General features: G+C 41.5%; 23 protein-coding genes. 12 read left to right on the top strand and 11 right to left on the bottom strand.

The window, feature by feature from the left end; translation table 11 throughout:
* Positions 1-137 precede the first annotated feature (137 nt).
* The 3 genes from IQ274_RS12545 to IQ274_RS12535 all read left to right on the top strand — a co-directional run bounded on the left by IQ274_RS12545 (position 138) and on the right by IQ274_RS12535 (position 3,485).
* On the top strand, positions 138-1,265 hold the full coding sequence (locus IQ274_RS12545; RefSeq protein ID WP_194142451.1) for a TOMM precursor leader peptide-binding protein: 1,128 nt from the start codon (positions 138-140) through the stop codon (positions 1,263-1,265).
* The gene (locus IQ274_RS12540; protein WP_194142450.1) at positions 1,262-2,572 is read left to right on the top strand and encodes a YcaO-like family protein; all 1,311 of its coding nucleotides are present in this window, start codon (positions 1,262-1,264) and stop codon (positions 2,570-2,572) included. Before IQ274_RS12545 ends, IQ274_RS12540 begins: the two co-directional genes overlap by 4 nt.
* Positions 2,573-2,753: 181 nt before the next feature.
* Entirely contained in the window at positions 2,754-3,485 is a 732-nt protein-coding gene (locus IQ274_RS12535) for a SagB/ThcOx family dehydrogenase (RefSeq protein ID WP_114083319.1), read from the top strand.
* A gap of 46 nt (positions 3,486-3,531) precedes the next feature.
* Here the strand turns inward: IQ274_RS12535 and IQ274_RS12530 are convergent, their stop codons facing one another.
* From IQ274_RS12530 to IQ274_RS12515, 5 genes are all read right to left on the bottom strand, one after another.
* On the bottom strand, positions 3,532-4,737 hold the full coding sequence (locus IQ274_RS12530) for an ABC transporter permease (protein ID WP_163933044.1): 1,206 nt from the start codon (positions 4,735-4,737) through the stop codon (positions 3,532-3,534).
* Between the two features lie 98 nt (positions 4,738-4,835).
* Entirely contained in the window at positions 4,836-6,248 is a 1,413-nt protein-coding gene (locus IQ274_RS12525; RefSeq protein WP_228058162.1) for an efflux RND transporter periplasmic adaptor subunit, read from the bottom strand.
* A 215-nt stretch (positions 6,249-6,463) separates the two neighbouring features.
* A complete protein-coding gene (locus IQ274_RS37340) occupies positions 6,464-6,595 on the bottom strand; it encodes a hypothetical protein (RefSeq protein WP_265578541.1) in 132 nt (43 codons plus the stop codon).
* A gap of 183 nt (positions 6,596-6,778) precedes the next feature.
* The gene (locus IQ274_RS12520; RefSeq protein ID WP_194142448.1) at positions 6,779-6,994 is read right to left on the bottom strand and encodes a hypothetical protein; all 216 of its coding nucleotides are present in this window, start codon (positions 6,992-6,994) and stop codon (positions 6,779-6,781) included.
* A gap of 63 nt (positions 6,995-7,057) precedes the next feature.
* Positions 7,058-7,930 carry a D-alanyl-D-alanine carboxypeptidase family protein gene (locus IQ274_RS12515; protein WP_194142447.1) on the bottom strand — a complete coding sequence of 291 codons (873 nt, stop codon included), beginning with the start codon at positions 7,928-7,930 and terminating at the stop codon, positions 7,058-7,060.
* A gap of 378 nt (positions 7,931-8,308) precedes the next feature.
* Between IQ274_RS12515 and mnmG the strand changes: the two genes are divergently transcribed.
* The 3 genes from mnmG to IQ274_RS12505 are packed head-to-tail and all read left to right on the top strand — an operon-like array spanning position 8,309 to position 11,775.
* Entirely contained in the window at positions 8,309-10,231 is a 1,923-nt protein-coding gene (gene mnmG, locus IQ274_RS12510; protein WP_194142530.1) for a tRNA uridine-5-carboxymethylaminomethyl(34) synthesis enzyme MnmG, read from the top strand.
* Between the two features lie 47 nt (positions 10,232-10,278).
* A complete protein-coding gene (locus IQ274_RS37335) occupies positions 10,279-10,401 on the top strand; it encodes a hypothetical protein (protein WP_265578540.1) in 123 nt (40 codons plus the stop codon).
* Between the two features lie 60 nt (positions 10,402-10,461).
* Positions 10,462-11,775 carry a hypothetical protein gene (locus IQ274_RS12505; protein ID WP_163933034.1) on the top strand — a complete coding sequence of 438 codons (1,314 nt, stop codon included), beginning with the start codon at positions 10,462-10,464 and terminating at the stop codon, positions 11,773-11,775.
* A gap of 27 nt (positions 11,776-11,802) precedes the next feature.
* On the opposite strand, the gene IQ274_RS12500 is transcribed toward IQ274_RS12505, so the two are convergent.
* Complete coding sequence (locus IQ274_RS12500; RefSeq protein ID WP_194142446.1) at positions 11,803-13,368, bottom strand: glucosaminidase domain-containing protein; 1,566 nt, start codon at positions 13,366-13,368, stop codon at positions 11,803-11,805.
* A gap of 90 nt (positions 13,369-13,458) precedes the next feature.
* Positions 13,459-14,220: an N-acetylmuramoyl-L-alanine amidase gene (locus IQ274_RS12495; protein ID WP_194142445.1), complete on the bottom strand. Its 762-nt coding sequence runs from the start codon at positions 14,218-14,220 to the stop codon at positions 13,459-13,461.
* Between the two features lie 196 nt (positions 14,221-14,416).
* On the opposite strand from IQ274_RS12495, the gene IQ274_RS12490 reads away from it, so the two are divergent.
* The gene (locus IQ274_RS12490; protein WP_175586852.1) at positions 14,417-14,692 is read left to right on the top strand and encodes a hypothetical protein; all 276 of its coding nucleotides are present in this window, start codon (positions 14,417-14,419) and stop codon (positions 14,690-14,692) included.
* Between the two features lie 192 nt (positions 14,693-14,884).
* Here the strand turns inward: IQ274_RS12490 and IQ274_RS12485 are convergent, their stop codons facing one another.
* On the bottom strand, positions 14,885-15,832 hold the full coding sequence (locus IQ274_RS12485) for a DNA polymerase III subunit delta' (RefSeq protein WP_194142444.1): 948 nt from the start codon (positions 15,830-15,832) through the stop codon (positions 14,885-14,887).
* Positions 15,833-16,745: 913 nt separating this feature from the next.
* Here IQ274_RS12485 and IQ274_RS12480 point away from each other — a divergent pair.
* On the top strand, positions 16,746-18,311 hold the full coding sequence (locus IQ274_RS12480) for a phytoene desaturase family protein (protein WP_194142443.1): 1,566 nt from the start codon (positions 16,746-16,748) through the stop codon (positions 18,309-18,311).
* Positions 18,312-18,653: 342 nt separating this feature from the next.
* A complete protein-coding gene (locus IQ274_RS12475) occupies positions 18,654-19,259 on the top strand; it encodes a DUF411 domain-containing protein (protein ID WP_194142442.1) in 606 nt (201 codons plus the stop codon).
* A gap of 119 nt (positions 19,260-19,378) precedes the next feature.
* On the opposite strand, the gene IQ274_RS12470 is transcribed toward IQ274_RS12475, so the two are convergent.
* Together IQ274_RS12470 and IQ274_RS12465 are read right to left on the bottom strand one after the other, a co-directional pair.
* The gene (locus tag IQ274_RS12470; protein ID WP_194142441.1) at positions 19,379-20,326 is read right to left on the bottom strand and encodes a tetratricopeptide repeat protein; all 948 of its coding nucleotides are present in this window, start codon (positions 20,324-20,326) and stop codon (positions 19,379-19,381) included.
* A gap of 249 nt (positions 20,327-20,575) precedes the next feature.
* The gene (locus IQ274_RS12465) at positions 20,576-20,965 is read right to left on the bottom strand and encodes a hypothetical protein (protein ID WP_163938467.1); all 390 of its coding nucleotides are present in this window, start codon (positions 20,963-20,965) and stop codon (positions 20,576-20,578) included.
* 668 nt (positions 20,966-21,633) lie between these two features.
* On the opposite strand from IQ274_RS12465, the gene IQ274_RS12460 reads away from it, so the two are divergent.
* From IQ274_RS12460 to metX, 3 genes are all read left to right on the top strand, one after another.
* Positions 21,634-22,566: an SGNH/GDSL hydrolase family protein gene (locus IQ274_RS12460; RefSeq protein ID WP_194142440.1), complete on the top strand. Its 933-nt coding sequence runs from the start codon at positions 21,634-21,636 to the stop codon at positions 22,564-22,566.
* Positions 22,567-22,750: 184 nt separating this feature from the next.
* Positions 22,751-24,055 (top strand): O-acetylhomoserine aminocarboxypropyltransferase/cysteine synthase family protein, encoded by a 1,305-nt coding sequence (locus tag IQ274_RS12455; protein WP_194142439.1) that lies wholly within the window; start codon positions 22,751-22,753, stop codon positions 24,053-24,055.
* A 91-nt stretch (positions 24,056-24,146) separates the two neighbouring features.
* Positions 24,147-25,217 carry a homoserine O-acetyltransferase MetX gene (metX, locus tag IQ274_RS12450; protein ID WP_194142438.1) on the top strand — a complete coding sequence of 357 codons (1,071 nt, stop codon included), beginning with the start codon at positions 24,147-24,149 and terminating at the stop codon, positions 25,215-25,217.
* Positions 25,218-25,394: 177 nt separating this feature from the next.
* Here the strand turns inward: metX and IQ274_RS12445 are convergent, their stop codons facing one another.
* Entirely contained in the window at positions 25,395-26,753 is a 1,359-nt protein-coding gene (locus tag IQ274_RS12445; RefSeq protein ID WP_194142437.1) for an FAD-dependent oxidoreductase, read from the bottom strand.
* Between the last annotated feature and the right edge of the window lie 30 nt (positions 26,754-26,783).

Below are 26,783 nucleotides of genomic sequence, written 5' to 3'. Positions count from 1 at the left end.
AAGCTGTTTTTTTTTGCATTCATCACTTTTATAGCTGCAAAAGCAGGGTTTTTCATTTTCTCAATATTTTTGGATACAACCGAGTTTTCAGATTTTTCTATTTCTTTGATGGAGCTTGGGATAATAAAACAAAGCCTATGAAATTAAATGATGCTCAACGCCTGCGTCTACTAGAACACGTTGTCGTTCACATTATGCGGTCAGATTGCAATGGCGAAGAAACTATGATATTCAATACGAGGCGGCGAACCCTGACAGTGAAGGGTCAAGCACTGCATGATGTAGAAAAAATTGTTTTACCTTTATTAGATGGTTCCCGAACAATAGGAGAAATCCGGGCGGCAATTTGCGAAAAGTTGACAGATTCTTCACTAAATCAATGTTTAGAGTTTTTGATGGACAATCGCTTAGTAGATGAGTTGCTGGAAGATCCAGTTGATTTAGATAGTCATGCATATTTACTTCCTCAAATCAGCCTCTATCATGAACTAGGCTTTAAGCAAAAAGATGCCCAGAAGCACTTAGCGAACGCGAGGATTGCTGTTTTTGGACTCGGAGGTTCAGGGTTGATAGCTGCAATTAATTTGGCTAGTGCTGGTATCGGTTTTCTCCGCCTATGTGATGATGTCTGCACATTTCCGTCTGATTTCCCGATGATGTCAGGCTCAGTCTTTAATCAAATAGGTGCTTTTCGAGGTGTGGAAGCAGCTCGACAAATCGAGGCGATCGCAAAAGTAACCCAAACTGAAACTGTGACAGATCCTTTAACTAACGACGAAACAGTAAATGCTTTGCTTGAGGACGTTGATCTGGTGATTGTCGCTACCGATGCCGTATCTGTCAATCTCGCTTATCGCCTGAACAGACTATGCCTGAAGATGCAGCGCCCACTGCTACCAGGTGGCGCAGTTGGTGTTGAAGGAACTTTTGGGCCGCTAGTCTTTTCTCAGGATGGCCCTTGCTATCTTTGCTATCGGATGCGGTCTATTGCCTGCGCCAAGCTTCCAGAGGCGGAATTCGCTATTGAGCAGTTTCTCGACCGAGAACGCCGTTCTCAACCGCGTTTGCGAGAAAACTTACCGATCGCGCAAATGTTGGTTGGTAGTTATCTGGCTCTTGAAACAGTGAAGATGTTGCTCGGTTTGCCAATCGCCACTGACGGTAAATTACTGCATCTAGACTTGCTCGGCACAAAGCTGACTCACAACGTTGTGCTAAAGAAACCTGGTTGTCCACATTGCTCAGGACAGGAGAAAACAAAGTGAATGCAGCGATCACTAGTCCACGCTGGCGCGATTTAGTTAGCCCGCATACGGGAATCATCCGAGCCATTGATAGATTTACCAAGCCTTATACAGAGTTTGATCTGCCAGTTTTGTGGCAAGCCGAATTAGCAAATTTCCAGCTTCGCAAACAGCAGGATGATTTACGCTACGGCGTAGGTAGAGGCATGACTGATGAACAAGCAATTTTTGGTGCAGTTGGCGAAGCAGTAGAGCGCTACTGTGGTGGTATTGTAGATTATCGGCAACTGATTGTCAGTAGCTACGCAGAATTAAGTCATTGCGCCGTCCATCCTCCAACTTTTTTCTCTTTTTCTGACAAACAATACTCTGACCCCAATTTTCCATATTCACCTTTCGATCTGGCAACGCAGACTTCGTGGATACCTGCCCTTTCTCTAGCAAGCAACCTACAGGTTTTAGTTCCAGCATTTATGGTTTATTTCGACTGGGATAGCAATCTACCAGGAGATTATATTTTACCGGTCACTTCTAATGGTATGGCTAGTGGCCCAACTCTTGAGTTTGCTGCTTACAGTGGCTTGTGCGAGTTGATTGAGCGCGATGCTTTTATAATTACATGGTTAAACCGCCTACCTGCCCCACGCATTTATTTCGCTCACCGTCCAGGAATTGAGACGGAAATTTTAAGCCACTACGCCCGATTTGGCATTGAGCTAGTTACGTTCTATTTGATTACTGATATTCAGATCCCAGTTGTGATGGCAATGTTAATTGACCGTTCAGGTAAAAGTCCAGCTGTTGCAACTGGTCTAGGATGCCATCTCGATGGATCAACTGCGCTTCGTAAGGCAATTTTTGAAGTTTGCCAAGCCCGTTTTGGTGATATAGAACGCATGGCTAGCGGCACTGGGATTAATCTCAATAAATATGAAGATGTGCAGAATTTGGACGATCACAGCGCTTTTTTCTACAAAACGGCTCGGCTACGCGAGTTGGCATTTTTGTTGGAGCATGACCAATACCTAACGGTTGAAGATTTACCAACTTATGCATCTTCAGTAGAGGTAGAAAAATTGCAATCGGTCATTGCCAGGTTGCATTCAGTGGGTGTTGAACCTTATTTAGTGGAAATTACAACCCCTGATATTGAGTCGCTCGGTTTTCGAGTAGTGCGGACTTTAGCCAGTGAACTAGTCCCAATATATTTTGGCTATGGACTAGAGCCATTGGGAACTCGGCGGTTGTTCAAGGTACCAGAAAGGTTAGGTTACGGTGAGCGACGTACCGCAGATGATCTAAATCCGTGTCCACATCCTATGGCTTAATACGATTTTAGATTTTGGATTAGGAATTACTTTCTTGTCGCAATCATTTTTTGGCGTTGCATAAATGCGGGATGAATTGGCGGGTGAAAGCATTGATAAATCCTTCTAAATTTGGCTAAATCATCCCATAATTCAGCAACTCGCATTTTTTAAATTGGCTTAAAACGAGGAAATCAGCGTAATGTACACAGCCAATGAGCCACTGGAGTTAGCTCTGTTGTATCATTTGAACTCCCCAGTACCTAAAAGTTCTGTCAAGCGTGTTCCGGCTACTGAACTGCGGTATATGCCGGAGGCTCCTTTTCTGGAACTTCCAAAAGCACCACACGATAACCTGCTCAGTAAGCTTTTAGAGCGACGGTCTTCTGTGCGATCGTTTGATAAGTCGGTCATGCCAATGATCACATTAGCTCAGTTGCTTGATGCAGGATGCGGTCTTAATGGGCTGCGTCAAACAGATGGTTATACCTATGAAGCCCGAAACTCACCGTCTGCGGGAGGACTTTATCCGATTGAGATTTTTGTATCGACACAAGCGGTAGAAGGTTTAGCAGATGGACTATATCACTACGAACCACGCGGTCATGGCTTACATCGGGTGAATGATGCAGTGCCAACAGACTTTGTAGAATCTTTATTGCAGCAGGATTACATTGTAAATGCCAATGCTCTGTTTCTGTTCACATCTGTTTTTATGCGCTCAATGTGCAAATACGGTGCGCGTGGCTACCGTTTTGCACTTTTGGAAACTGGTCATCAAGCTGAAAATATATGTCTAATGGCTGTGCAATTGGGGCTGGATAGTCTGTGCATAGGTGGATTCTATGATATGAGTCTGAACGCCATGTTGGGTATTGATGGGAAACGCCATGCGGCACTTTATTGTGTTGCCGTCGGTACTGCGAAGAAGTAGTGGTGCGCCAAGTTCCCTGCCTCCTTCCCCTTGCCTCTTCGTTGACTTAAATACCTCTTAATGCAGCTATGGGATCGAGTCGTGCTGCTTTTCTGGCTGGCGCTACACCAAAGATTAGACCAATGCTACCAGAAATGCTGGCTGTGAGAAATATTGCTCCTATTGGTACTGATGGTTGTAAGGGGGAGAACATAGCAACTATAAGTGCGCTACTAACGCCAATACCAGTTCCGACTAAACCGCCTGTTACGGACAGGATAATCGCCTCAATTAAGAATTGGGTAAGAATTGCTTTTTCTGTTGCGCCTATTGCTTTGCGTAGTCCAATTTCTTGGGTACGTTCGGTGACAGACACTAGCATAATGTTCATGATGCCAATTCCACCAACGAATAAAGATATACCTGCGATCGCCGCCAAGACTAAACTTAAATTTATCGTCACTTGATTGATCAAGTCTTGGACTGACTTATTGGCGGCAACTGTGAAATCTTTTCTGCCCCGTCTGCGTGTCAGAATATTAATTGTTTGAAATGCCGCTGCGCGAATGCTATCTTGATTTTTTGCTGACAGTTCTAAGTAGTCGATGGGAATACCATTAGGCGATCGCCTACCGACTAGCTGATCTGCCATAGTACTAATTGGCACGTAAGCTATATCATCAGGGTTATTCCCCATAAATGCACCTTTAGCTTGCATAATCCCAATAACTTGAAAACTCAAGTTATTCATCTGTAGTAACTGACCGATGGGATTTTCATTACCAAAAAGTTTCCGCGCAACTACTGGCCCTAAAATCACTACCTGAGAATTTTGATTTAGCTCGATAGGGTCAAAAAAACGGCCTTGATGTACCTGGAGATTGCGGACATAAAGAATTCCTGGCGTTGTACCTGTAACATTAACTTTACTGATGCGTCCCTGACGCGATAATTGCAAGTTGCTGCTAATTTGCGGGGCAACTTCTCGGACGGCGGGAGCCATAGTTGCGATCGCTTGAGCATCTGCCAAGAACAGTGAAGGCACATCAGAGCTTAACCCCTCTAGATTATCGCCACCAGCGAACACTGATAGTTGATTTGGCCCCAGAGACTCCAACTTTTCTTGCGTAAATTTTTGCGCCCCTTGCCCAATAGCGATCATTGTAATCACAGAGGCATTGCCAATGATAATACCAAGCATGGTCAACATGCTACGGAGCTTATTTGCAGCTAATGTTTTGACTGCCATTTGTGTACTTTCTAGTAAATTCATAATAATTCGTAATTCGTAGTTCTGAGTCGATAATTACAACTAGGGAAATATTGTTGAATGATCGAAAAATATCAGTACCAATTGAAGATTCGGCTATTCTAAAATCCAATTTTATCTACACCTTCAATTTTTTCTGTACTGGGGGGAGACATTAACACGCGATCGCCTTTCTGAAGTCCTGCCAAAACTTGCACTTGATCACCACTAGTAGCACTTACTTTCACTGGTTGGAAACTGGCAGCATTTTGACTATCAATAACATATACCCCGGTTTGACCATTGGGCTGAGTTGTTACAGCCGCCAGAGGAATTAATAGAGCATTCTTAATAGTCTGACTGTGGAATGTCAGGCGTACATTCATTCCTGATTTCAACTTGTCTTGCCCATTCGATAAAACTACCTTAACTCGAAAAAAAGTGATATTGTTTTCCTGCACAGCTCTTGGTGCAATTAAACTTACTTTTCCTTTGAAGGTTTCATTAGGATAGGTGTCTGTTTGAATATCTACAAACTGACCGCGATTGATTTTGGCAATGCTAGCTTCAGGAATTCTGGCTTCAATTTCTAAGCCACTAGAGAGTTCAGCAATTGAGGTCGAGGTTGCACCTTCAGTATTAGAAGCAGATGTGGTGGGTGTAACAAAATCCCCTTCTTGGGCAAAACGACGGGTAATAATTCCCGCAAATGGGGCACGAATGATAGCATTATTCAACTGACTTTGATAAAAAACTAACTGAGCTTTAGCCTGTGCTACCTCGGCTTCAGCTTGGGCAATTTCCTCGGGACGTAATCCATTTTTGGCTTTCTTCAAACTTTCACGTTGTTCTTTGAGCCGTGCTAGTTCTGCTTCTAAGTTAGCTCTAGCTTCTTGTTCTTTAGTGACAAACTCTTCAAAGGCATTGCGGGAAATAGCACCCTCTTGCACCAACAATTGATTGCGTTGCATCTCTACGATTGCTCGATTCAATCGAGTTTGAGATGCAGCTACTAATGCTTCTGCGGAAGCAACTCTAGCTTTAGATTCAGCAATGTCTTCTTGTCGAGTGCCAGCAACTTTTTGTTTCAAATCAGCCACAGCTTTATTTAGTGATGCTTGATACTGATTTACCTGTGCTTGTAATCTTTCACTATCCATAAGGGCAATAATTTGTCCTTTTTGGACGCGATCACCTTCATTCACATACAATTTAGCAATGCGTCCAGAATCTTCTGGGCTAAGATTGATTTTTTGTAATGCTTGCACCACGCCATTAGCTTGAATCTGCACTACCCAATCTTTAGTTTGCACTAAGATAGTTTGACTAGTTAAATCTGGCTGGGAGGAAGTTTCTTGAGTTTTCCAGTAAACTGTCGCCATACTTCCCAAGGTGCTGGCTAACAAGATACCGAAAATCCAAGGACTAAATTTCTTCATCCGATTATACAGTTTGATGTAGTCACTAAAATTAACTCCTGATAAGTCTTGTATAAATAAAGTATCAATAATAAAAAACTTACTACAAACCAACATTGATGTTTTTAATGGCGCAATGGATTGCCATGTAAGGGACTTACAAAAAATAAATTATTCCAAATTATTTCTAGATTTTTAGGAGCGCAAGACCTTGCATCCCTAATATGAGATATTTTTTAAATGGAAGTCTTTAACTATTATTAACTCATCCAATTTAACAAATTATTGCCATCAGATTGATTGTTAATTAATGGGTTTTGCCATCTCCCTTACTAAGTCTGATAATTTGCACAGCAACCTCCATAGCCCCAGCTACCATAGCAACCCCACTCATTTAGAGCTTGCTGTTTTTCAGTAGATATTTCTGTCAGCACTTCAGCCTTATTGGCAATTTTGTCTGACATAATTTTGCCTTAAATTTGTCTAAAAAATTATTAACTCTCTGCTATTACTTATAAATAATCTATTTCTTATTTAAATTATTCTCTGGTTGTATTTTAATAAGCTAAAATTCCAACTTTCGGTTATCCAAAAATCTACCTATTGCAGTACATCTGTCTGCAAAGATTTACATATTGGTGCAATAGTTACTTTTTGGTAAACATGGCTCTAGCTAGATTAATAGCAATGGCAGGTTCTTTCGCAAAGTGATCGCTTACCCATTTTCGCAACATTAAAGCTAAATCATCGTTGAGTTTACTTAAGTTATGTTGCAGAATTGGATATACTTCCTGATTTTTATAAGTTGCTCTTAATAAATCAATTAGGAAGTCTTGCTCCTGGTTAGCAGCTTCATTGGGCATAGCTAAATCCCTGACAATACATCCTTTAGGTTAGTAATCCCAAGTTTTCATGCTATCTAACAATTAAAGTGGTGTAATCCAATAAGTAATACCCCTAACAACTTGTTTATTAAAACCAAATAAAGGTAAATTATCTTCAGTTAAACCCACATAAGTCCAATGTGGAACATCATTTTCTACAGTTTGAAACCAGCCATTTTGATTAAGAGCTTTTCTTTGTTCTTTACTACCTACCCGTAAATCAATTGCTAATCCCCAGAGATGTTGTGAAGTTCCGGGAGGTGCAACTAGACCAAGAATTTTTGTTTCTTTGCCCTGTTGAACTTTTGCCAAAACTTGATTGTTAGCATATTTTTGCCAAAATCTTAAATTCGTGTTGAAAGTGCGAGTACAATCACCAGAGCCATAACCAGATTTTAGTGGGATATGTTGTTGAACTCGCGCTTTATTTAGAGCATCAGCCGCCGACTTTTGTAAATAACAATCGTTAGTACCATCAACATGACCCATTGTTAAATTAGCTTGAAATTCTTGGGTTTCTTGTTCATTAGCAAAGATATCTTTTGGCGGCAGTTTAATTCCGATATCTTGATTTACAAAAACTGCACCATAAGCTCGCAGCAAAGTATATTCATAAGTACCAGCCTGGGGAATTGTAGGTAATTTCTGGCTAATCGCAGATAAAAAACGCTGTTTACTATTTAATTCTGGGTTGGGAATAAATGGTTTTGGTGTTATCTCTCTAGAGGTATCTATACAAGGTGATGAAACAGTTGGAGAGCATACATTTAATGGTTGGGAAGTTCTAGCAAATTGGTGGTGGGTAATCTCATTACTAGCTACTAAAACAAAAATCATTCCGATAACTATACTGATGAAACTTGCCTTTCTAATAAATCTAGTAATATCTTTATGCTTTTTGATAGTGAGTTTCATTTTTAAATAATTAATTAGTTGATTCAAAGGTAAGTGTAACAGCCTTGTTTAAACATCTATTGTTGATAAAATAAAAACAATTTATTAGAGCTAGGCTATATTTTCATGCGTTTAAGAAAAGTATTTAATATATCAACAAGAAAACAATTCGTGCTAATTACTAACTATGTGAACAATCGTTGTGACAAACAAACCGGAATGTTGTCACAAATTTTAAAAAATATAATATTTTTATTGAATACTCAAGTCTAAAAATAGAAACTTTTCTCTGATTGGGTACTAGTAAATTTGATAACTTTTTTATTAGAAAGTTACATCCATGAAACCACTGGAACAGCTAAAATTGAAAAGAACTCTAAGCTTGCCGATCCTGTAAGTATGACCATGCACAATTCCGTTCAATTCCAAGACGCTTTTGATGTCATAGTCGTCGGTGCAGGTCACTCCGGTTGCGAAGCGGCTCTGGCCTCTGCACGCCTCGGTTGTCGTACCCTGTTATTGACGCTCAACTTGGATAGAATCGCTTGGCAACCCTGTAATCCAGCAGTGGGTGGCCCGGCAAAATCTCAGTTGACTCATGAGGTAGATGCACTCGGCGGTGAAATAGGTAAAGTAGCAGACCGCACCTACCTGCAAAAACGTATCCTCAACTCTTCACGGGGGCCTGCTGTTTGGGCATTACGCGCCCAGACGGACAAGCGCGAATATGCAGCAGTGATGAAGAATATTGTCGAGAACCAAGAAAACTTGACAATCCGCGAAAGTATGGTGACAGATTTGGTGCTGGGTGCTAATGATGAAGTCATCGGCGTTGAAACTTATTTTGGTGTAGGGTTCCAATGTAAAGCTGTCATCTTGACAACTGGCACTTTCCTGGGGGGCAAAATCTGGGTTGGCAACAAATCAATGCCAGCTGGACGCGCTGGGGAATTTGCGGCTGAGGGATTGACACAAACCTTAAATCGCCTGGGATTTGAAACCGGAAGACTTAAAACTGGAACCCCAGCACGGGTAGATAAGCGATCTGTAGATTATAGTAAAATGCTAATCCAGCCAGGAGATGAGGATGTGCGCTGGTTTAGCTTCGACCCAGAGGCATGGGTAGAACGGGAACAGATACCCTGCTACATTACCCGCACCACCGCCGAAACCCATCGTCTAATTCAAGATAATTTGCACCTGTCGCCAGTTTATGGCGGTTGGGTAGAAGCCAAAGGGCCGCGTTATTGTCCCAGTATTGAAGATAAAATTGTCCGCTTTGCTGATAAGGAAAGCCATCAAATTTTTATTGAACCAGAGGGACGAGATATACCCGAACTTTATATCCAAGGGTTTTCTACAGGGTTGCCAGAAAATTTGCAGTTGCTTATGTTGCGGACTCTCCCCGGTTTGGAAAAATGTGTGATGCTGCGTCCGGCTTATGCTGTGGAATATGACTATTTACCTGCAACTCAGTGTTACCCCACACTGATGACCAAAAAGGTTGCTGGACTATTTTGTGCTGGGCAGATTAACGGCACTACAGGTTATGAAGAAGCCGCAGCCCAAGGGCTTGTGGCAGGAATTAACGCGGCTCGATTTGTTAGTTCTCAAGAAATGATTGTGTTTGCCCGCGAGCAAAGTTACATTGGAACGCTAGTTGATGACCTGTGTACCAAGGATTTACGGGAACCTTACCGGATGCTCACCAGTAGGTCAGAGTACCGCTTATTATTGCGTTCTGACAATGCCGACCAACGTTTGACAACCTTGGGACGAGAAATTGGTTTAATTGACGATCGCAGATGGGATCTATTTACCCAAAAACAAGCGAACATAACCACAGAAAAACAAAGATTGCAAGCTACACGAGTCAAAGAACATGATGAAATGGGAATAGCGATCGCATCTGATACCCAACAAGCAATCAAAGGTTCAATTACCCTCAACGACTTACTGCGCCGTCCGGGATTCCATTACGTTGACCTCGACAGGTTCGGACTAGGAAACCCCAACCTCAACCGCGCCGAGAAAGAAGGCGCAGAAATTGATATCAAATATCATGGCTATCTTGCTAGGCAACAAAATCAGATTGACCAAATTGCTCGTCAAGCCCACCGCCAATTACCTGCGGACTTGGATTATACAGCAATTGATACCCTTTCCAAAGAGGCGCGGGAAAAGCTGACTCACGTAAAACCACTCACTCTTGGTCAAGCTGCACGTATCGGTGGTGTAAACCCAGCCGATATTAACGCTTTATTATTATATCTAGAATTGCGTAAAACCAAGAGCCAGCATGAGTTTCCAGCGTTAGCTTAACACAAACTTGATAAAGACTGAGTATAGTAGTAGGGAGGGAGATTGGTATGATAGATGACATAACTATTAGTACTGCTATCATCAACAATCCCCAGATTAAAGTTGATTTTAATACCAACGCTCAACCAACTCGTCTCAATAAGACGGCGGATTGGATATCTCATCTGTAATCCTAACTCCCAGGCAGTAGGCGCGGCGTTTCCTCGTCCTAGCAATAACCCAGAACGTCTATGTTACAAGAAGCCAGTACCCGTCTCATAGTACCAGAACCATCAGAAGACTTAATCGCCAACGAGCCTTGGTCGATAGAAAACTATGCTGATGGTCTCATGGATGAACTCTTTGCCGATATCGACTACATTCTGGATGTTAGTGATAATCTGCCTTCTCAAACCGTTAGGCATGGTAGGCAGAACAAAGCTCAACGCTACTCGCCTCCAGAATACGTGCCTCTGCAAACAGTTACGATACCGCAGATTATCTTACCAAACGGACAGTCAGTTACTCAAAATAATAACAAGCACTTGAGTACCGTTGTCTTTGATAACGCCACCATTAAACCAGTTATTAGAAAGCGTCAAAAAAGCAGCCGGACTTTGGGCAAACTGCTAATTGTCGGAACAACTTTAGGCGTGGCGATCGCTGGTATTCTCTACTTAGTGCAGTCTGGAGTCGTATATCTTTTAAATCCCAACTTAACCCAGCAAGCTCTTCTAGCACCGCAAACGCAGTCACAATTGCCTGGAAAAACAGAAATTGAGGCAGATTTGGTTGATTATATGCTGGGAGCGCTGGCAGTTATAGACAAGCAAGAATTAAAAAGCAATCAAAAATCTTTCAGTTCGGGATTCTCCAGTCAGACAAATACTAATCAAATAGCCCTTGGTAACGGGCAAACAAGTGGGAATTTACCACCACTTCCACTTCTGGCAAATAATACACCACCAGCCCCTAACCGTTCTGGAAGCGTTGTTGAGCGGATCTATGTTCCCGTTTATCAAGCGCCGTCGCCAATGCGCTATGCGCTGCCAGCAATTCCTGGTAGTCCCGCACTTCTACCACAAGTTGCCAATGCATTGCAGGCATCTCAACCTAATGTGGTGAAAAGTGCCCTAAATACGGTGCGACAAGCTGCCAAGCCTGTAACCGTCAATATGTTAGCGGCGGCTGTACGAGCAGAACTTAAACCTGTAGCTGGACGAACTGTACCGATTACCGTGCGGCAAACACCCAAGCCTCTACCTGCATTACCAGTGGTTCCATTACGTGCAGCACTTGCGCCAGAGTCAGAACCAACTATTACCCAGGAACAAGTATATCCGCCAACTGCGATCGCAGTTGCTCCGAGTAATACTCTCGAAGGATTGCTAGAGTTAGGTAACAAATCTGCCGCTTTGTTTAAAATTGACGGCGTGACTCGCCGCATCAATATGGGTGAAAGCATTGGCCAAAGCGGTTGGACACTGGTAGAGGTTAGTAATGGCGAAGCTGTCATCCGCCGTAATGGTGAAGTGCGATCCATTTACACAGGGCAGAAGTTGTAAAATCCAAGGCATCTAACTCACCAACAATTAGCTCCTGACTGGTGGGTTAATTTCAAAATGAATATGATTGTCGTGACCATTTAGAGACACACAAAGTCCCTCTTTAATTAGCTGTTGATCGTTGAAAAAGACTGCCCGTACCAGCTTTTGATTAGTAATCGACTTGAGAATAGCTCGTGCAGCATCGCGATCATAGTTAGAACTTGACCAAACAATACCACCAAAATTCCCATTTTTTTGGGGTAAATAAATATCGCACATCATGCCAGTTTCATGTCCATGATGATCGGGAGTATCGCCTCCATAAGGAAGACTAACATCGTTAATTGCGAATGGAGCAGCTAGGGGATGAGTGTTACGATAACTGTTTTGATAATCTTGGGCAATTTTTTTAATCACATCAGCTAACCAGTGTGTTCCAAAATCGTGGTTATCTTGAGTATCTTCCAGTTCACCGTTAACTAAACCATTATTCGGGTCACTTTTGGGCATCAACTCCCACCGTGGTGCATTAGCTGCTTGCAACCATCGATGAGTTATTCCACCAACATCAACTCTACCATCACCATTAACAGTACTGCGACCGGCAATAATTGATTGAAATAGTTTGATCGCATCAAATAGTCCTCTGTCTCTGTCTGCACTGTCAGGATCGCCTACCCATTTGTAGCCTAGCTCATACAATCGCGCCTTAATAGCCTTAACATCACCAGCTTTATTGACTCCGCCAATTCCCACACTACCATCGAGTTTAATTACCTTCGCTCCTGGTAAGCTGGATGCTGTAGGTTGTTGAGTGTTCTCATCGTCCTTGTTATCAAAAGGAACAACAACTTTAATGGGGATCTCTAGAGTTTGATCGTCAACAGTAATTATCATCCGGCGATCGCCTTCTTGCTTAAAAACGAAATCAAATTGCCATTTGCCATCCTGACTAATTGCTACACTTAGGACTGGAAATTTATCGTCGATCGTAATCGACAAAACTTTGCCTCTATCGGTTAAAGGTGCTACGCCTTCAACCCTGAAATTTTGTCCTAATTCAACTTCTTTTGGCACACGAATTAACTGAAGTTGTTCCACTGAAGCGGGAATGGTAACTCCACCTGCATTAGCCAGTAACTTTTGTGCCTCTGGAAGCAAGTCTACAACTTTACTGACATATTTAGGATCGGATGAATAGCCTTTAGCCTTGAGAAAGCCAAGGAAATTTTCTGGTGTATTAGTATACTCCTCTAAACCTTTATACGGTGTGCGAGTTAAAAACTTCCAATAACCAATAATAAAAGCGTCTATATCCGTAAATTTACAGAACACAACTTCTTGTAGTTCAGAAGGAACCTTGATTTTCAAAGGTTCAGCAAACCCTTCCATATCAGGAATTCGCCATTTTAATCCCGCAAAATTATTAGCATTGACAGCAAGATCGCTTTTACCTCTGGCAGACTCTAGTAACCATTGAGCGAGAGAAACTTCTTTTAAGATTTGCCGATTGATTTCAGTAATTTTTGCACTTTCAATACCAACTTGTGTAAATATTTTGACTAAATCTTTGTTGGAATAATTGTTTACTAAATCATCTAGTAATGGCATGGATTTTTCCTTTAAAAACTATTTACATAACCCCGATTTATCTAATAAATCGGGGTTGTAGATGTTAACAAATGATGGAAATAGAATTAGTTAATCTTTTTCTATAACTTTGGCATGTCCAGCATAAACAAAATGCTCGTTTCGGTTTCCTTTACTTTGATCGGGCCACTTAACCGAATAATGATTTTCTTCAAAAATTACATCCAAAATTGGGTAATCTCCTGGCTCAATCTCAAAGATAGAATCTTTTGGTAAGTCTGATGCCTGTTCTGTAGAAGGCTTTAAGAAAGTTTTAGTTGTAATTTCCAAAACGTATTTCTTATCAGCTTTAGATTCCTTTGGTTTCGGCTGACCTATTAATCCATCTTTAATTGCTTCAGCCATTTTTTCAACATCGAATAGATCCATATCTACCTTGGCATCACAAAAGCAGCACTCAATTAAAATAGCTGGCATTTGTGTATTCTTCAGAACAAAGAAACCTGTATCTTTCACCCCTCTGTTATAAAAACCAAGTTGAACAATTTCTTTGAGAACTGATTCAGCAATACCTTGTGATGCGTTACTAATGGCATAAATTTCTGTACCATGAGCTTTAGCGTTAAATTTATTAAAATGAATCGAAACATAGACATTAACGTTATTAGCATTAGCCTTATTAGTTCGTTGTCTGAGAGAATCGGTTACGCTGCTAGCGCTTGTAGGAGTGCAATCGATGGCGGTATGATTTGCTGCTCTGAGTTTTTGTATCAATTGTGTACCAACTGCTTTAGTTAAAGCATCTTCTTGTTTGATGCCTGTTGCTCCTGTATCTGGAGGACAATTGTGTCCCATATCAATACCAAATTTCATCTTGTTGATTTCCTTTTTATACTTTGAGATGTAAGCATAATTTAATTACACTGTATTAATTATTAGCTTAAATATAAGCGCTCTGTCGGTGAGATAAAGTGAGTTTTTGCTGTAAATAAATGTGACATTTTACGTAAATATATTATTTCAAGGAGATATTTCTTAAGTTCAACGTAGAAATAAAGCAGGCTCACCCATGACAGCACAAGAGGCGCTGAATCTAGTCGATACTCTTTTATGCTCTACCTTTGGGCAAAGACTCAATGATGTTCAATCTGTGGTTTTGTTGGAAAGTTGGCTGGGGCACACTTATGCGGAAATTGCGGAGCAGATAAGTTATGAACACGACTATATTAAACAAGTGGGTTCTCAGTTGTGGCGATCGCTTTCTCAGGTAATTGGTGAAGAGGTTTGTAAAAAAAATATCCAATCTGTTTTGCGTCGCTACCAGCAGTCTCAAAGTGGTGGATAAGGGATTTCCAAGAAATCAATTATCCAAATAAACTAACCACTCCAGATGCAGAGAAGACAGAGAGAGGATTGTTGCGTTAGTTTTAGGATATTTTTTATTTGGAAGTCCCTGATTTAATAGTGTAGGCATAGCTCATTGTAGATACTTGAAAAGCGATTGAGGTTTTTGGGCAAAAGTTTGTGAATACGATTTTCATTTTTGACATATAGATAGAAGCAGACATTCCCAAACTAGCCTGGGTTGAGCGTAAGCAAGCAAGTATTTACGAGATTGTTCTAGCTGATTAATAATACTGGCTTGATGCCAACGCTGCCAGTAGAATTGCTGAAGGTAATCAACTAACCACAGTTGGGCTTCTGTATCTAAATCCTTATCAATTTTCTTGGCTAACTCCAAGGCTTTGCGGTAGGAAGCAGGAGCTTTTTTCAAATCTTCGAGTAACTCCGGGGGAATAGTTTGTAATTGCTCGTAAGATGCGATCGCACTTCCCGCGCTGCCAGCTGCTATACTCAGCACTGCCTGATTTTGCAAAATTTCTTGATGATTTGTTTGTGTGAGTACAACAGCCAAAGACTGTGCATCTAAGCGATAAAAAGGAATGCGTTGACAGCGTGACACCAAAGTTGGCAAAACAGACTCAGGTGTAGGTGCAATTAAAATTAACGTCGCCTGTCCCGGTTCTTCCAAAGTTTTAAGTAAAGCATTAGCTGCGGCTTCTGCCATTGTTTGGGCTTCTTCCAGCACCACTACATTCCTTGGCGCTTCCAAGGGCGGACGACTTAAAAACTCGGTAATTTCCCGAATTTGCTCTAGCCGAATTACAGGTGGTGCTTTACGCTTAAGTCCTTTTTCAGCCGCTTCTAATGCTGTTAATCGTTGTCCCTGGTATTGGTAAGTCGGTTGTACCCACAACAAAGCTGGATGGTTCCCCTGACGCAAACGGTTTTGTAAAGCCGCAGTGACTCCCAACTCACTAGAAAATAGCAATTCTATAAAGCACTTTGCTGCTAAACTTCTTCCTACACCATCTGGCCCCACAAATAGATACGCTGGAGCAACCCGGTTTTGTCTGACAGCCTGAGTAAGTAATTCTATGGCTTGCGGTTGTCCTACAAGTGCTGCAAATGGGTTAATAGTCATTAGTTAATTGTAGAGTGACATTCTCACTTCTACAAGGATTTTGGGATACAAGCAGTTCTCATCTCATACCTTGGAGAAGCCCTTATACTATTTCACTTTAAAGTTGGTATAAATAGGCAGCAGGGTGAAAGAGTTAGAGACAAATCTGGCATTTCGAGAAATGGTATTACGCATATAGAATACAGTGTAAAGGTGTACATTCATACTTCTATACATAGCAATAATTTCTGAGATTTAATATCTATTTTTTAGCTATTCAACTATTAAAAAATAATCTTTTTTAGCTCCTGCGCTTATCTAGCAAACATAGGTTAAGGTAATTTAAACCTTAGCCAAGATTTATTAAGAAAAGCAAATATTGTCAAACATTTTTTCGGTTTTCGATAAGCTGAATAAATAAAGGATGGATAAAAATATGAGAGCATCCAAATTTTTCAAAAAATCACAAAATTGGCGCAAAAATCCTTTACAAATCTCTTGACGTTGTGTTGTTTACGGTTTGTTTTTTTTATTCTCTCATTCCTGTCGGAATGCAGCACAATAGCAAAATTAGGGATGCTCCTTAACAAAACCTGAGATTATTAAATCATCTTCTGCTAACTATCTGCAAGCCTTGACAAGAATTCATAGCTAAGTTACGTGGCTACTTTAAACATCTTTCAGGGCATCTAAATGTTAGCTAAATTATTCGCTAAATCTTTTGATATTTAGCGATACAGGAATTACCATTATCACCGAGAAAAATCCTTACACCTTCTACCAAATGTCTCTTCTACCTGATTTTATTAGATAAAATCTACAAATTTAGGTGAAGATGCGCTGAGTATTTTGGCATTTCTAAAACTACAAGAACGGTGATAAAAAGTCATAACACCGAAATCAATAGAAATCAAAATTGCCAAAGGAGGCTGATATGGAAATCTTCGACTATGTGATTCTGGGAGCCGGGCTAGGTGGACTTTCGGCCGCAGCCTGTTTAACTCGACAAGGCTATCGGGTAGTAGTTCTAGAGCAACATTATTTACCTGGCGGATGCTGTCACACCTTTGATTACGGGGAATACCGTTTTTGTGCTGACGTGCATTACATCTCTCAATGTGGTTCTGGTCAGACTATAACTCAATTCTTCGACTATATTCATCAAAATGTGCCCTTTAATAGTCTCGATTCTGACTGCATTGATCGAGTCATCACACCAGAGGCGGATTTCAAAATTCCTTTGGGATGGGAGAATTTGCGATCGCGTTTACTCTCCACATTTCCAGAAGAAACTGGTGCGATTAACCATTACTGCAATGAAATTCAGCAACTTCACCAAGAAATTCGCAACCTAGTGCATGAGATACGCTGGTACGATCAAAAGTTGTCTGACTGGTTAAAACTACCAAAATATTTGAATTTATTTTGGAAGCGGAATTGGACACTGCAAGATTTGTATAACCATGTCGGATTATCGCCTAAACTGCAAGCAGTATTGGCGGGGCAAAGTGGCGACTATGCACTACCGCCGCAGGAAATTGCGCTACTCACCCACACTTCCTTAGTTTGGGATTATTCAGAAGGTGCTTATTATCCAAAACATCACTTCAAACACCTTGTTGACACCATTGCAGATGTAATTACGGCAGGTGGAGGTGTTATCAAGTACTCAACCCCGGTGAGCCATATTCAAGTTAGCAACCATAGTGTCCATAGTGTCCTTGCTGATGGTAATAGCTATCACGCCAGCAAAGCTTATATCAGCGACCTCGACCCCAAATTAACAGTGGAGTTAATGCATGATATTACAGCTTTGAGTCAAAAGGAGCATCAACGCCTCACTAGTTACCAATACTCAGCCAGTGCTTTTAATATCTACCTGGGTTTAGATAGCCGCTTCGATCCTCAACGCTACGGCATTGGTAACTGGAATGTTTGGTATTATGCCACAGGCGACCTGAACAGAGAATATCAACAACAATTAGAAGGTGACTTTAGCCATCCGTGGATTTTCCTCTCTTGTCCGACGATGAAATCTAGCGAACCAGGGATGGGGCCAGAGGGACATCATGTATTAGAAATTGCTACTGTTTGTTCTTATGAACCATTTGAACATCTGTACAAAAACAACCCAAAAGCGTATAAAGTCAAAAAGCGAGAATTTTATCAGCAGATTATGACAAGTGTGCGAGATTTTATTCCCGATGTAGACAAATATGCCCGGATGAAAGTTTACGGTACACCTACCACCAGCGAATTTTATCTGGGACAACCGCAAGGTAATATTTATGGTGCGAAATTAGTACCCAAACAAGTTGGTTTAAATCGTTTGGGATATACGACAGAGTTACCTAATCTCTTTTTGGTAGGGGCGAGTGCTGGGTATCCAAGTGTACCAGGTGTAATTGGCAATGGGATGGATGTTGTAGAACTGCTGACAGGACAATCGGTATGGCACAAAGCAGCTGAAAGACCCCAGTCTTTAGTGACAATTGGGTAAGGAATTGTAGCTTTGATAAAGCGATATCTGGCGACAAGCCGCTATGTGTCTAGGCTTGCAGTTGTGATGACTGATAAGGAATCACTTTTGCTTTATAAGACGTAGTAGGCGTAAAATTGTAACCTTACCTTTTTAAACGCATAAGGATGCAATGCCATTGTCAGGTAATGCATTGGCATTGTCAGGCGATGCATTGGCATTGTCAGGCTATGCATTGGCTAAATTTGTAGTGTTTTAAACGTAGAGGGACGCAAACTAAGCACAAAGTAAAGGTACACAAAGTCTTTTTGAAAAGAATTTGTTAAAACAAATTTATGCAATGTTTTAATCAGGAAGTCTCAGATGTCGCACAAAGAATTTATTTATTGCTGGCAAAAATGGTTACTTCCCATGCTGATACGTGTAGTAGTAACAATTTGTCTCACAGTAGGGGTGTTAGGCATTTTGGGAAGCACCGCTTCTATGAGTAATGCTCAAGCTGTTTTTCCTGATTCTGTGACAGCTAATGCTCAACTGGTAAGTACTATTAGACACATCCAGAATAAACAGACACCATCAAAATCAACAGCGCTAAATGCCACTGTATATCACAGTCCCGAATGTAACTGTTGTGGCGGGTGGATTGACCACTTAAAGACACAAGGTTTTGAAATCACAGACTTTTCCACACCTGACATCGAAACAGTTAAACAAAAGTACAACGTACCGGATAACTTATCATCTTGCCACACAGCAATTGTTAATGGATATGTCATAGAAGGACACGTTCCAGCAAACGACATCAAACGTTTGCTTCAAGAAAAGCCAAATGTTGCTGGTTTATCTGTTCCCCAAATGCCTGTAGGCACTCCTGGGATGGAGATGGGGAATCGAAAAGACCCGTTTACAGTGTTTGCCTTTGATGGCAATAACTCAGTTGCGGTATTTAATAAATATCCATCTTCTTGAGATAATCTCACTAGATTCAGAGGATATTTTAAAAGTGGATTTTAATCTATCTTTAGCGATTAAAATGGTCAACAGCTTTTAAAATATCCTTATATTATCTGAATCAGTGGTAGAAGATATTACTGGTTAGAATCAGTTTTGATCAACTGGGATAAATGACTGAACCATCTCCCAAACCAGAAGCGAGATGCTATGGTTGAGACATTTTGAGAAAGAAGCTCAATCGCATGGTTACAATCTTGGAGGCTTGCATCAATTCCCATTGCGTGATAAATCCCGCGAGCATTGCAAAAGGCATTCATTGCTTCTGATTCGCGATTGATTTTTTCTAGCACTAAACCCAAATTAAACCAGGAGTTTGCTTCTGCATTTTGGTCATCAAGATTCCTTCTAATCTCTAATGAATATTGATGAAACTCAACCGCTCTTTGGTACTGTCCCAGAGCATTATAAGCACTTCCCAATCCACTTAAGGCCATGCCCTCCCCATTGCGATCGCTAATTAATCTTGTCACTTCTAACCATTGGTGGTAAAGCTCAATTGCCAGTTGGTACTGCCCCAATGATTCATAAGTATTGCCCAAACTTCCTAGACAAATGGCTTCTCCAGTGCGATCGCCTGTTTTCCTGGTGATACTCAACCACTGCTGATAAAACTCAATCGCTTGGTCGTACTTGCCCAAGTATTCATAAGTATTGCCCAAGCTTCCTAAACAAATGGCTTCTCCAGTGCGATCGCCTATTTTCCTGGTGATACTCAACCACTGGTGATAAAATTCAATCGCCCGCTGGTATTTCCCCAATGATTGGTAGGCGTTACCCAATCCAGACAAAGATTTGGCTTCTCCGAAGCGATCGCCTATTTCTTTCGCTATATCCAACCACTGCTGATAAAACTCAATTGCCAGGTGGTACTCCCCAATGGACTGATAAGCATTGCCCAAACTTGCTAAACAAATGACTTCACTATTGCGATCACCTATTTCTCTGGCTTTGTGCAAGCACCGCTTTTCAAACTCAATGGACTCGATGTTATTTAGGCTCCCTGTTCTAATTACTTCTGTCATTCTCTATAGAAAACGAAATTTTTGCTTGATAGGTTGTTGATTATACAATTTTCTGTGCATTCAACACACAATAACAGAACTTATAGGTACAAGCTCTGTCAAAATCTAGGAATTGTTCTTCAATATGTAACTTTGTTTTATACACCAGCGGTCGCTGTGTATAAAATGCTTTTATTTATATTTAGTAAGAAGCACACGAGTATAGTATACTCACAAATTTGGCTTTAGAAAAAATATAAGAAAAATCAATCAATCCGCAGCAGCATAATCAGGCAATGCGTTGAGTTGTGAATTAACAGCACTTAGATAATTTTGGTCATTTAAAGCTTTTGATGGTAATTTATCTGCATTAACAGCAGCTTTCACCAAATCGTTTGCAATAATATTTCTCTTCTGAGTTTCAAATACTAGCATCTCTCCACTAGGAATACCGTGCTGCTTCAAACCTCCCTGATACGCAAAAGTAACTAGATTGAAAGGCTGGAGGTAATCAACAGAAATAGAATTACTAGGTAAATTGTTAGAGTTAATAGCAATTTCACTATTATTGTTAGTAGCTGTTTGAGCGACAGCGATTCCAGGTACAAGAGTAATAGAAGCAAAAATAAGTGCAGACTTTATTAAAGTAAGGAGTTTCATAAGGTATTCTTAGGTAAAATGCGATCAGTGTTCTGTAGTAATAGAATCTTCTTTATTATTAATCTCAGCTTCCTTCATTCAGTTCATCTGATCGGTTGATATCTGACTCACCCAAAAGGGTGAAGCAATTGAGCGATAAAAATCCTGTTAAGTCGAGATATATAACAGAGCGATTTTAATTTTCTAGTACTTAACGGAGGCGGGTTGAACATTTATGCAATTTTTTAACTCGCGTCTTGAGTTTCATAAGCATTGCAGCAATTAGTTTTCCAGATTTGCGAAAACTTCCTACGACTCTTCAAGCACGCGATCGCCTTTATGCAACCATAAGTGATTTGATAGATTTTTCGTTGTGATGTCTACGACAGGCTATGACGCTGCTGCGTCGCTCTAAGCGTACTCCTACGGAGAAGCGAGCTACGCGTAGCGTCTCGTAGAGAAGCCATGCCGCAGGCTTTACGCTACGCTATCGGTGTTGTATTGTGGACAAAACACAACAGCGTGGCATTAAAACAATTAGCAAAATCCACACCTGAAAGTATCCGGTTTTGCTCACTAGCCTTGAAACTAGCTTGTTAAGTTAGAGAAGTGTTCAATTGCAAGCTCAATCCTTAGTCACAAAAATAACCATCAACATCTGTAGTCTTTAGGGTTTGCAGAAAAGTTTAATGCAAAGAAAAAAGTGGCTTTTAACAACAGGACTTGCTCTCCTAATTTTTATCATGGTTGTAGCGGCAAAATTTATGGATAAAACTCATCCCATCTCAGAACTTTATGTGTTTGGAGACAGTCTTTCGGATACAGGGATGGTATTCCGGGCGACAGGAGGAATGTACCCACCTAATCCAACTTACTTTCAGGGGCGTTACTCGAATGGTCGGGTTTGGATTGAGTATCTTGCCGAAAGCCTCCATCTTTCCCTTAAACAAACTCACAATTTTGCTTATGGAGGAGCAATTACTGGCAATGTTGGCAACAGCTATATACCTAGCTTGCTAAATCAAGTGCAATCGTTTACACAAACATATCAACAGACGAATCCAGATGCTTTTTATGTGCTGTGGGCAGGAGCAAATGATTATTTGCAAGGAGTAAGCAGTGCAACTATTCCTGTTAAAAATGTGACGATGGCAATCAACTCTCTAACTGATATGGGTGCTAAGAAGATTCTGGTAGGAAATTTACCAGATTTAGGACAGTTACCTGCCACTAGAAACAGTACGAATTCTGTGAACCTCAGTGCATTAACACAAGCACATAATCAAGGCTTGAGGCGATCGCTAAAGTTACTAAGTCAACAGCATTCCGATCTGGAGATTGTGCAATTAGATGCCAACGCCCTATATCGGGATGCGATGTCTGCGACGGGCTACGCCAACGCAAATCCGGCAGCCTTTAACTTTACCAATGTCATCAGTCCATGTCTATCTGGCGTAGGCGATGCCAGCCGCAGGCATCGCACCTGTAGTAACCCAGACCAGTTTTTGTTCTGGGATGGCATTCATCCGACGGCTGCGGCTCATCGCATCATCGGGGAAACTGCTTTTTCAACGATTCAAGAGGCTGGGATGATTAATCCTCGTTCAATGTTGGTTTTATAACTTACCTCGATCAGCCAAAAATCAACGATAGGGGCGCACAACTGTGCGCCCTTACACTATGGTTTAATTAACTAAAAATAACTGTAAAATACGGTAAGCCTTAAGAATTACCGTTGATTAATCTAGCCCAACGCTCGAATAGCATATTACTTATTTGTATAATTGGAAACCAAAATAACTGCTGATGTCTGAACAATATCGTTTTGAAACTCTGCAAGTTCATGCTGGACAAGAGCCGGCTCCTGGAACTAATGCCCGTGCTGTACCAATTTACCAAACTACTTCCTACGTTTTTGACGACACCGAACACGGAGCGCGGTTATTTGCTCTCCAGGAATTTGGTAACATTTACACCCGAATCATGAACCCGACGACGGATGTATTTGAAAAGCGGATTGCTGCACTAGAAGGGGGTGTAGCAGCATTAGCAACCGCTAGTGGTCAGGCGGCGCAATTCTTGGCAATCAGTACCATCGCTCAGGCTGGGGATAATATCGTTTCCACTAGTTTTTTGTATGGAGGAACATATAACCAGTTTAAAGTCTCTTTACCACGTTTAGGTATTAACGTCAAGTTTGTCGAGGGAGACGATCCCGAAAGTTTCCGTCAGGCGATCGACGATCGCACCAAAGCGTTATTCGTTGAAACCATTGGCAATCCTCAATTCAACATTCCCGACTTTGCTGCATTAGCTCACATTGCCCACGAAAACGGCATACCTTTAATTGTGGATAATACCTTCGGTGCTGGTGGGTATTTAGCTCGACCCATTGAACATGGTGCAGACATTGTAGTGGAATCTGCAACTAAATGGATTGGTGGGCATGGTACTTCCATTGGTGGCGTAATAGTCGATTCTGGTAAATTTGACTGGGGTAACGGCAAGTTTCCCCTATTTACTGAGCCAGCACCTGGCTATCATGGGCTGAATTTCCAAGAAGTGTTTGGGCCTAGTGGTTCCTTTGGCAACATTGCTTTTATTATCCGCGCTAGAGTCGAGGGGTTACGGGATTTTGGCCCATCTTTGAGTCCATTTAACGCCTTTCTTTTGCTGCAAGGATTAGAGACTCTTTCTTTACGTGTAGATCGTCATGTCAGCAATGCCTTAGAATTGGCTCGGTGGTTAGAGCAACAAGAGCAAGTATTATGGGTTAATTATCCCGGACTTCCTAATCACCCATATCATGAACGAGCGAAAAAATATCTCCGGCATGGCTTTGGGGGGGTTTTAAACTTTGGCATCAAAGGTGGATTGGATGCAGGTAAAGCTTTTATTAATCATGTGAAATTGGCGAGTCATTTAGCAAATGTTGGTGATGCTAAAACCCTCGTGATTCATCCCGCTTCCACAACTCATCAACAGCTAAGTGATGAAGAACAGCTTTCAGCAGGTGTAACGCCCGATTTAGTGCGCGTATCAGTGGGGATTGAACATATTGACGATATTAAAGAGGATTTTCAGCAGGCATTCGGGCAAGTTAAGATTTAATTCTTAATTGGGCATTGGGCATTGGGCATTGATTCCTCTCCCTCTGCCTCCCCTGCTTCCCCTGCTCCCCTGTCCCTGCCCCCCATCAGATATGATCTACTCAGATTTCATCTCGCCACAAACCCAGTTTTACCAGCTTACAGTGCCATTTCAACTTGAAAGCGGCGAAGTATTAATTGGGGTTCAGATTGCTTATCGCAGTTGGGGAGAGTTAAATGTTCAAGGCGATAATGGGGTACTAATTTGTCATGCCTTAACTGGTTCAGCTGACGCTGATGATTGGTGGGAACCTTTGTTTGGTTCAGGGAAAGCCTTCAATCCAGATCGCGATTTTATTGTGTGCAGCAACATTTTGGGAAGTTGTTACGGTACAACAGGGCCAACTACTATCAACCCAACAACGGGAAAGCCTTATGGTGTATCCTTCCCTAAAATTACAATCCGAGATATGGTTCGCCTACAAGCTGTACTACTAGAATATCTGGGTGTTCAATCTCTGCGGTTCGTAATAGGTGGTTCACTCGGTGGAATGCAATCACTGGAATGGGCGTTATTATATCCCGACAAGGTAAAAGGTATTGCACCTATCGCTGTTTCTGGCAGACATTCCGCTTGGTGTATAGGATTAAGTGAAGCCCAAAGACAGGCAATTTATGCCGATCCAAATTGGCAAGGAGGGAACTACACCCTGGATGCACCTCCAAACCAAGGACTAGCAGTGGCGAGAATGATGGCAATGTCTACTTACCGTTCTTGGGATAGTTTTACAACCCGCTTTGGACGGCAGTATGATCCATCTGAGAAGTTTGCTATAGCCAGTTACTTACAGCATCAAGGTCAAAAGCTGACAGAACGATTTGATGCCAATACTTATATTCTCCTTACCCATGCAATGGATAGCCACGATATTGCACGCGATCGCACGGCTCCTAATTTATCAGATTATGAATCTGTTCTAAGAAGCATCCAGCAACCAACTCTAGTTGTCGCCATTGATTCTGATATTCTCTATCCACCAGTAGAACAACAAGAATTAGCAAATTTAATCCCTAATGCTCAACTGTCGTGGTTAAAGTCAACCCACGGACATGACGCATTTTTAATTGATATGGCTGCCTTGAATGAAATTATTCAACAGAACCATGAGTTTGTTCTTTTTTGAACCATAGAAACGATCGCAGTAGGTCAATACACGTTAGGTAAAAAGTAAGGGTTTATAAATCAATACAGTTCAGATAAGACCAAAACACTTGTAGAGACGGCGATTTATCGCGTCTCAAAAACCCAAAATTTTTGCCAGTGGCCCTTAACCCAAGCGTATTGGTTTATAACTAAAATCTCAAGACCGATGGGAACGGGGATGAGTTAAATATTTTCCAATGCCGGCCGTATCCGCCGCTATATTTACTGTGTCTGCGTTTCCGTCGTTGAATCCAGAAATGGAGACAGCTAAGGGTGAACCAATGAGTTGAGCAACTCGAAAGGCAGACGCGATCGCTCCTTCATGCAATCCATCTCCGAGATAAGCTCCCGCATAGTAAGTATTGTTCTCTCCATTGGTGGCAACTACTTCGTCTCGATATCGAAAAGATTCAGTGGTATACAACGGAGTGTGATGCTTTTGAGTGTGAATAATGCGATCAGGATCAATCAATCTTTCTAGTTGAAACGATAAAAAATAATTCTGTGGCGATGAGATGCCGCAAAGCTGATTTAAGTAACTGTTATATCCCCATTGGGTGTCTGTCTGGAAAAAATCAAATTCCGAGGGGTGGTGGATGTGATGACGATCATACATAGAAGTATCAGTATGAATTGTAGTGGTTGCATAATTGGCTTTCCAATCTGAGAAGCGTTTAATTTCAGCTTCGGTTGGGTCAGCTAACAGTGCTATCACTTGGTCGGGTGGTGTGGCAAATACGACTTTATCAAACTCTTGGATCTCACCCTGCGATAGCGAAGCGCTGCCGCCAGAGGCAGATCGCTGGATTATCACACCATCTAGACTTCTAGAAATATTAGCAATCTCCACATTCAACAAAACTTCCCCTTGAAATCGCTCCAGAATTTTTTCAATATAAGAATATACACCGCCTTTGATCCTGAGCCATTTGACCGCGAGGTAGTCGCGTAACATCGGAATTCCCATCTCTGCGGGAAAGTTATCAATGAGTTCAAAGGGCATTGAGTAGCTATACATCGTCAGCAACTTTAGCCAGGTATTGCTGATACTTTTGTTGTTTACATATTGAGACAGTGGCTGATTGTAAAAATCTTCCATCTGGGCAAATTGCGTTTTTAGCCATAATCCAAGGGAACGGGTATGGATGGTATCGAACCGCAGATATTCAATGAAACCTTTAATGCCTTTATAGTTGTTCTCAATCGTGACCTTCGAGAAAAAGGGACTGCCATCTTTGGGGAATAAAGCTGAACCGACACGGATGGGTTCTAGTTCCACTCCTAGCTCTTGCATAAGAGCAACAAAGCTGTAAAATACGGTAGGAAATTCTAGCACTCCACTTTCCAACATTTCATTGCAATCGGATTGGTTGGGTTTCACATTCTTGTTAAGCGTCCGAATATGCCCCCCCAACATAGGCTGCCGTTCAAACACGGTGACATGATGCCCTTGTTTATCAAGCAGGTAAGCTGTAACCATACCACTGGCTCCACCACCGATAATTGCAATTCTCATAACTGACCTCTCAGTTGTTGAATATGAATA

Origin of the sequence: Nostoc sp. LEGE 12447, from assembly GCF_015206985.1 — a bacterium.
In the GTDB taxonomy this organism is placed as follows: Bacteria; Cyanobacteriota; Cyanobacteriia; order Cyanobacteriales; family Nostocaceae; genus Nostoc.
Note: the sequence above shows the minus strand (reverse complement) of the source record. Positions and strands in the feature narration are given on the sequence as shown.

What these genes read in the sequence shown, in the direction of transcription:
- IQ274_RS12545 (WP_194142451.1), top strand. Translation starts at nt 138, where the DNA reads ATGAAATTAAATGATGCTCAACGCCTGCGTCTACTAGAACACGTTGTC.
- IQ274_RS12535 (WP_114083319.1), top strand. Translation starts at nt 2,754, where the DNA reads ATGTACACAGCCAATGAGCCACTGGAGTTAGCTCTGTTGTATCATTTG.
- IQ274_RS12530 (WP_163933044.1), bottom strand. Translation starts at nt 4,737, where the DNA reads ATGAATTTACTAGAAAGTACACAAATGGCAGTCAAAACATTAGCTGCA.
- IQ274_RS12525 (WP_228058162.1), bottom strand. Translation starts at nt 6,248, where the DNA reads ATGTTGGTTTGTAGTAAGTTTTTTATTATTGATACTTTATTTATACAA.
- IQ274_RS37340 (WP_265578541.1), bottom strand. Translation starts at nt 6,595, where the DNA reads ATGTCAGACAAAATTGCCAATAAGGCTGAAGTGCTGACAGAAATATCT.
- IQ274_RS12520 (WP_194142448.1), bottom strand. Translation starts at nt 6,994, where the DNA reads ATGCCCAATGAAGCTGCTAACCAGGAGCAAGACTTCCTAATTGATTTA.
- IQ274_RS12515 (WP_194142447.1), bottom strand. Translation starts at nt 7,930, where the DNA reads ATGAAACTCACTATCAAAAAGCATAAAGATATTACTAGATTTATTAGA.
- mnmG (WP_194142530.1), top strand. Translation starts at nt 8,309, where the DNA reads ATGACCATGCACAATTCCGTTCAATTCCAAGACGCTTTTGATGTCATA.
- IQ274_RS37335 (WP_265578540.1), top strand. Translation starts at nt 10,279, where the DNA reads ATGATAGATGACATAACTATTAGTACTGCTATCATCAACAATCCCCAG.
- IQ274_RS12505 (WP_163933034.1), top strand. Translation starts at nt 10,462, where the DNA reads ATGTTACAAGAAGCCAGTACCCGTCTCATAGTACCAGAACCATCAGAA.
- IQ274_RS12500 (WP_194142446.1), bottom strand. Translation starts at nt 13,368, where the DNA reads ATGCCATTACTAGATGATTTAGTAAACAATTATTCCAACAAAGATTTA.
- IQ274_RS12495 (WP_194142445.1), bottom strand. Translation starts at nt 14,220, where the DNA reads ATGAAATTTGGTATTGATATGGGACACAATTGTCCTCCAGATACAGGA.
- IQ274_RS12490 (WP_175586852.1), top strand. Translation starts at nt 14,417, where the DNA reads ATGACAGCACAAGAGGCGCTGAATCTAGTCGATACTCTTTTATGCTCT.
- IQ274_RS12485 (WP_194142444.1), bottom strand. Translation starts at nt 15,832, where the DNA reads ATGACTATTAACCCATTTGCAGCACTTGTAGGACAACCGCAAGCCATA.
- IQ274_RS12480 (WP_194142443.1), top strand. Translation starts at nt 16,746, where the DNA reads ATGGAAATCTTCGACTATGTGATTCTGGGAGCCGGGCTAGGTGGACTT.
- IQ274_RS12475 (WP_194142442.1), top strand. Translation starts at nt 18,654, where the DNA reads ATGTCGCACAAAGAATTTATTTATTGCTGGCAAAAATGGTTACTTCCC.
- IQ274_RS12470 (WP_194142441.1), bottom strand. Translation starts at nt 20,326, where the DNA reads ATGACAGAAGTAATTAGAACAGGGAGCCTAAATAACATCGAGTCCATT.
- IQ274_RS12465 (WP_163938467.1), bottom strand. Translation starts at nt 20,965, where the DNA reads ATGAAACTCCTTACTTTAATAAAGTCTGCACTTATTTTTGCTTCTATT.
- IQ274_RS12460 (WP_194142440.1), top strand. Translation starts at nt 21,634, where the DNA reads ATGCAAAGAAAAAAGTGGCTTTTAACAACAGGACTTGCTCTCCTAATT.
- IQ274_RS12455 (WP_194142439.1), top strand. Translation starts at nt 22,751, where the DNA reads ATGTCTGAACAATATCGTTTTGAAACTCTGCAAGTTCATGCTGGACAA.
- metX (WP_194142438.1), top strand. Translation starts at nt 24,147, where the DNA reads ATGATCTACTCAGATTTCATCTCGCCACAAACCCAGTTTTACCAGCTT.
- IQ274_RS12445 (WP_194142437.1), bottom strand. Translation starts at nt 26,753, where the DNA reads ATGAGAATTGCAATTATCGGTGGTGGAGCCAGTGGTATGGTTACAGCT.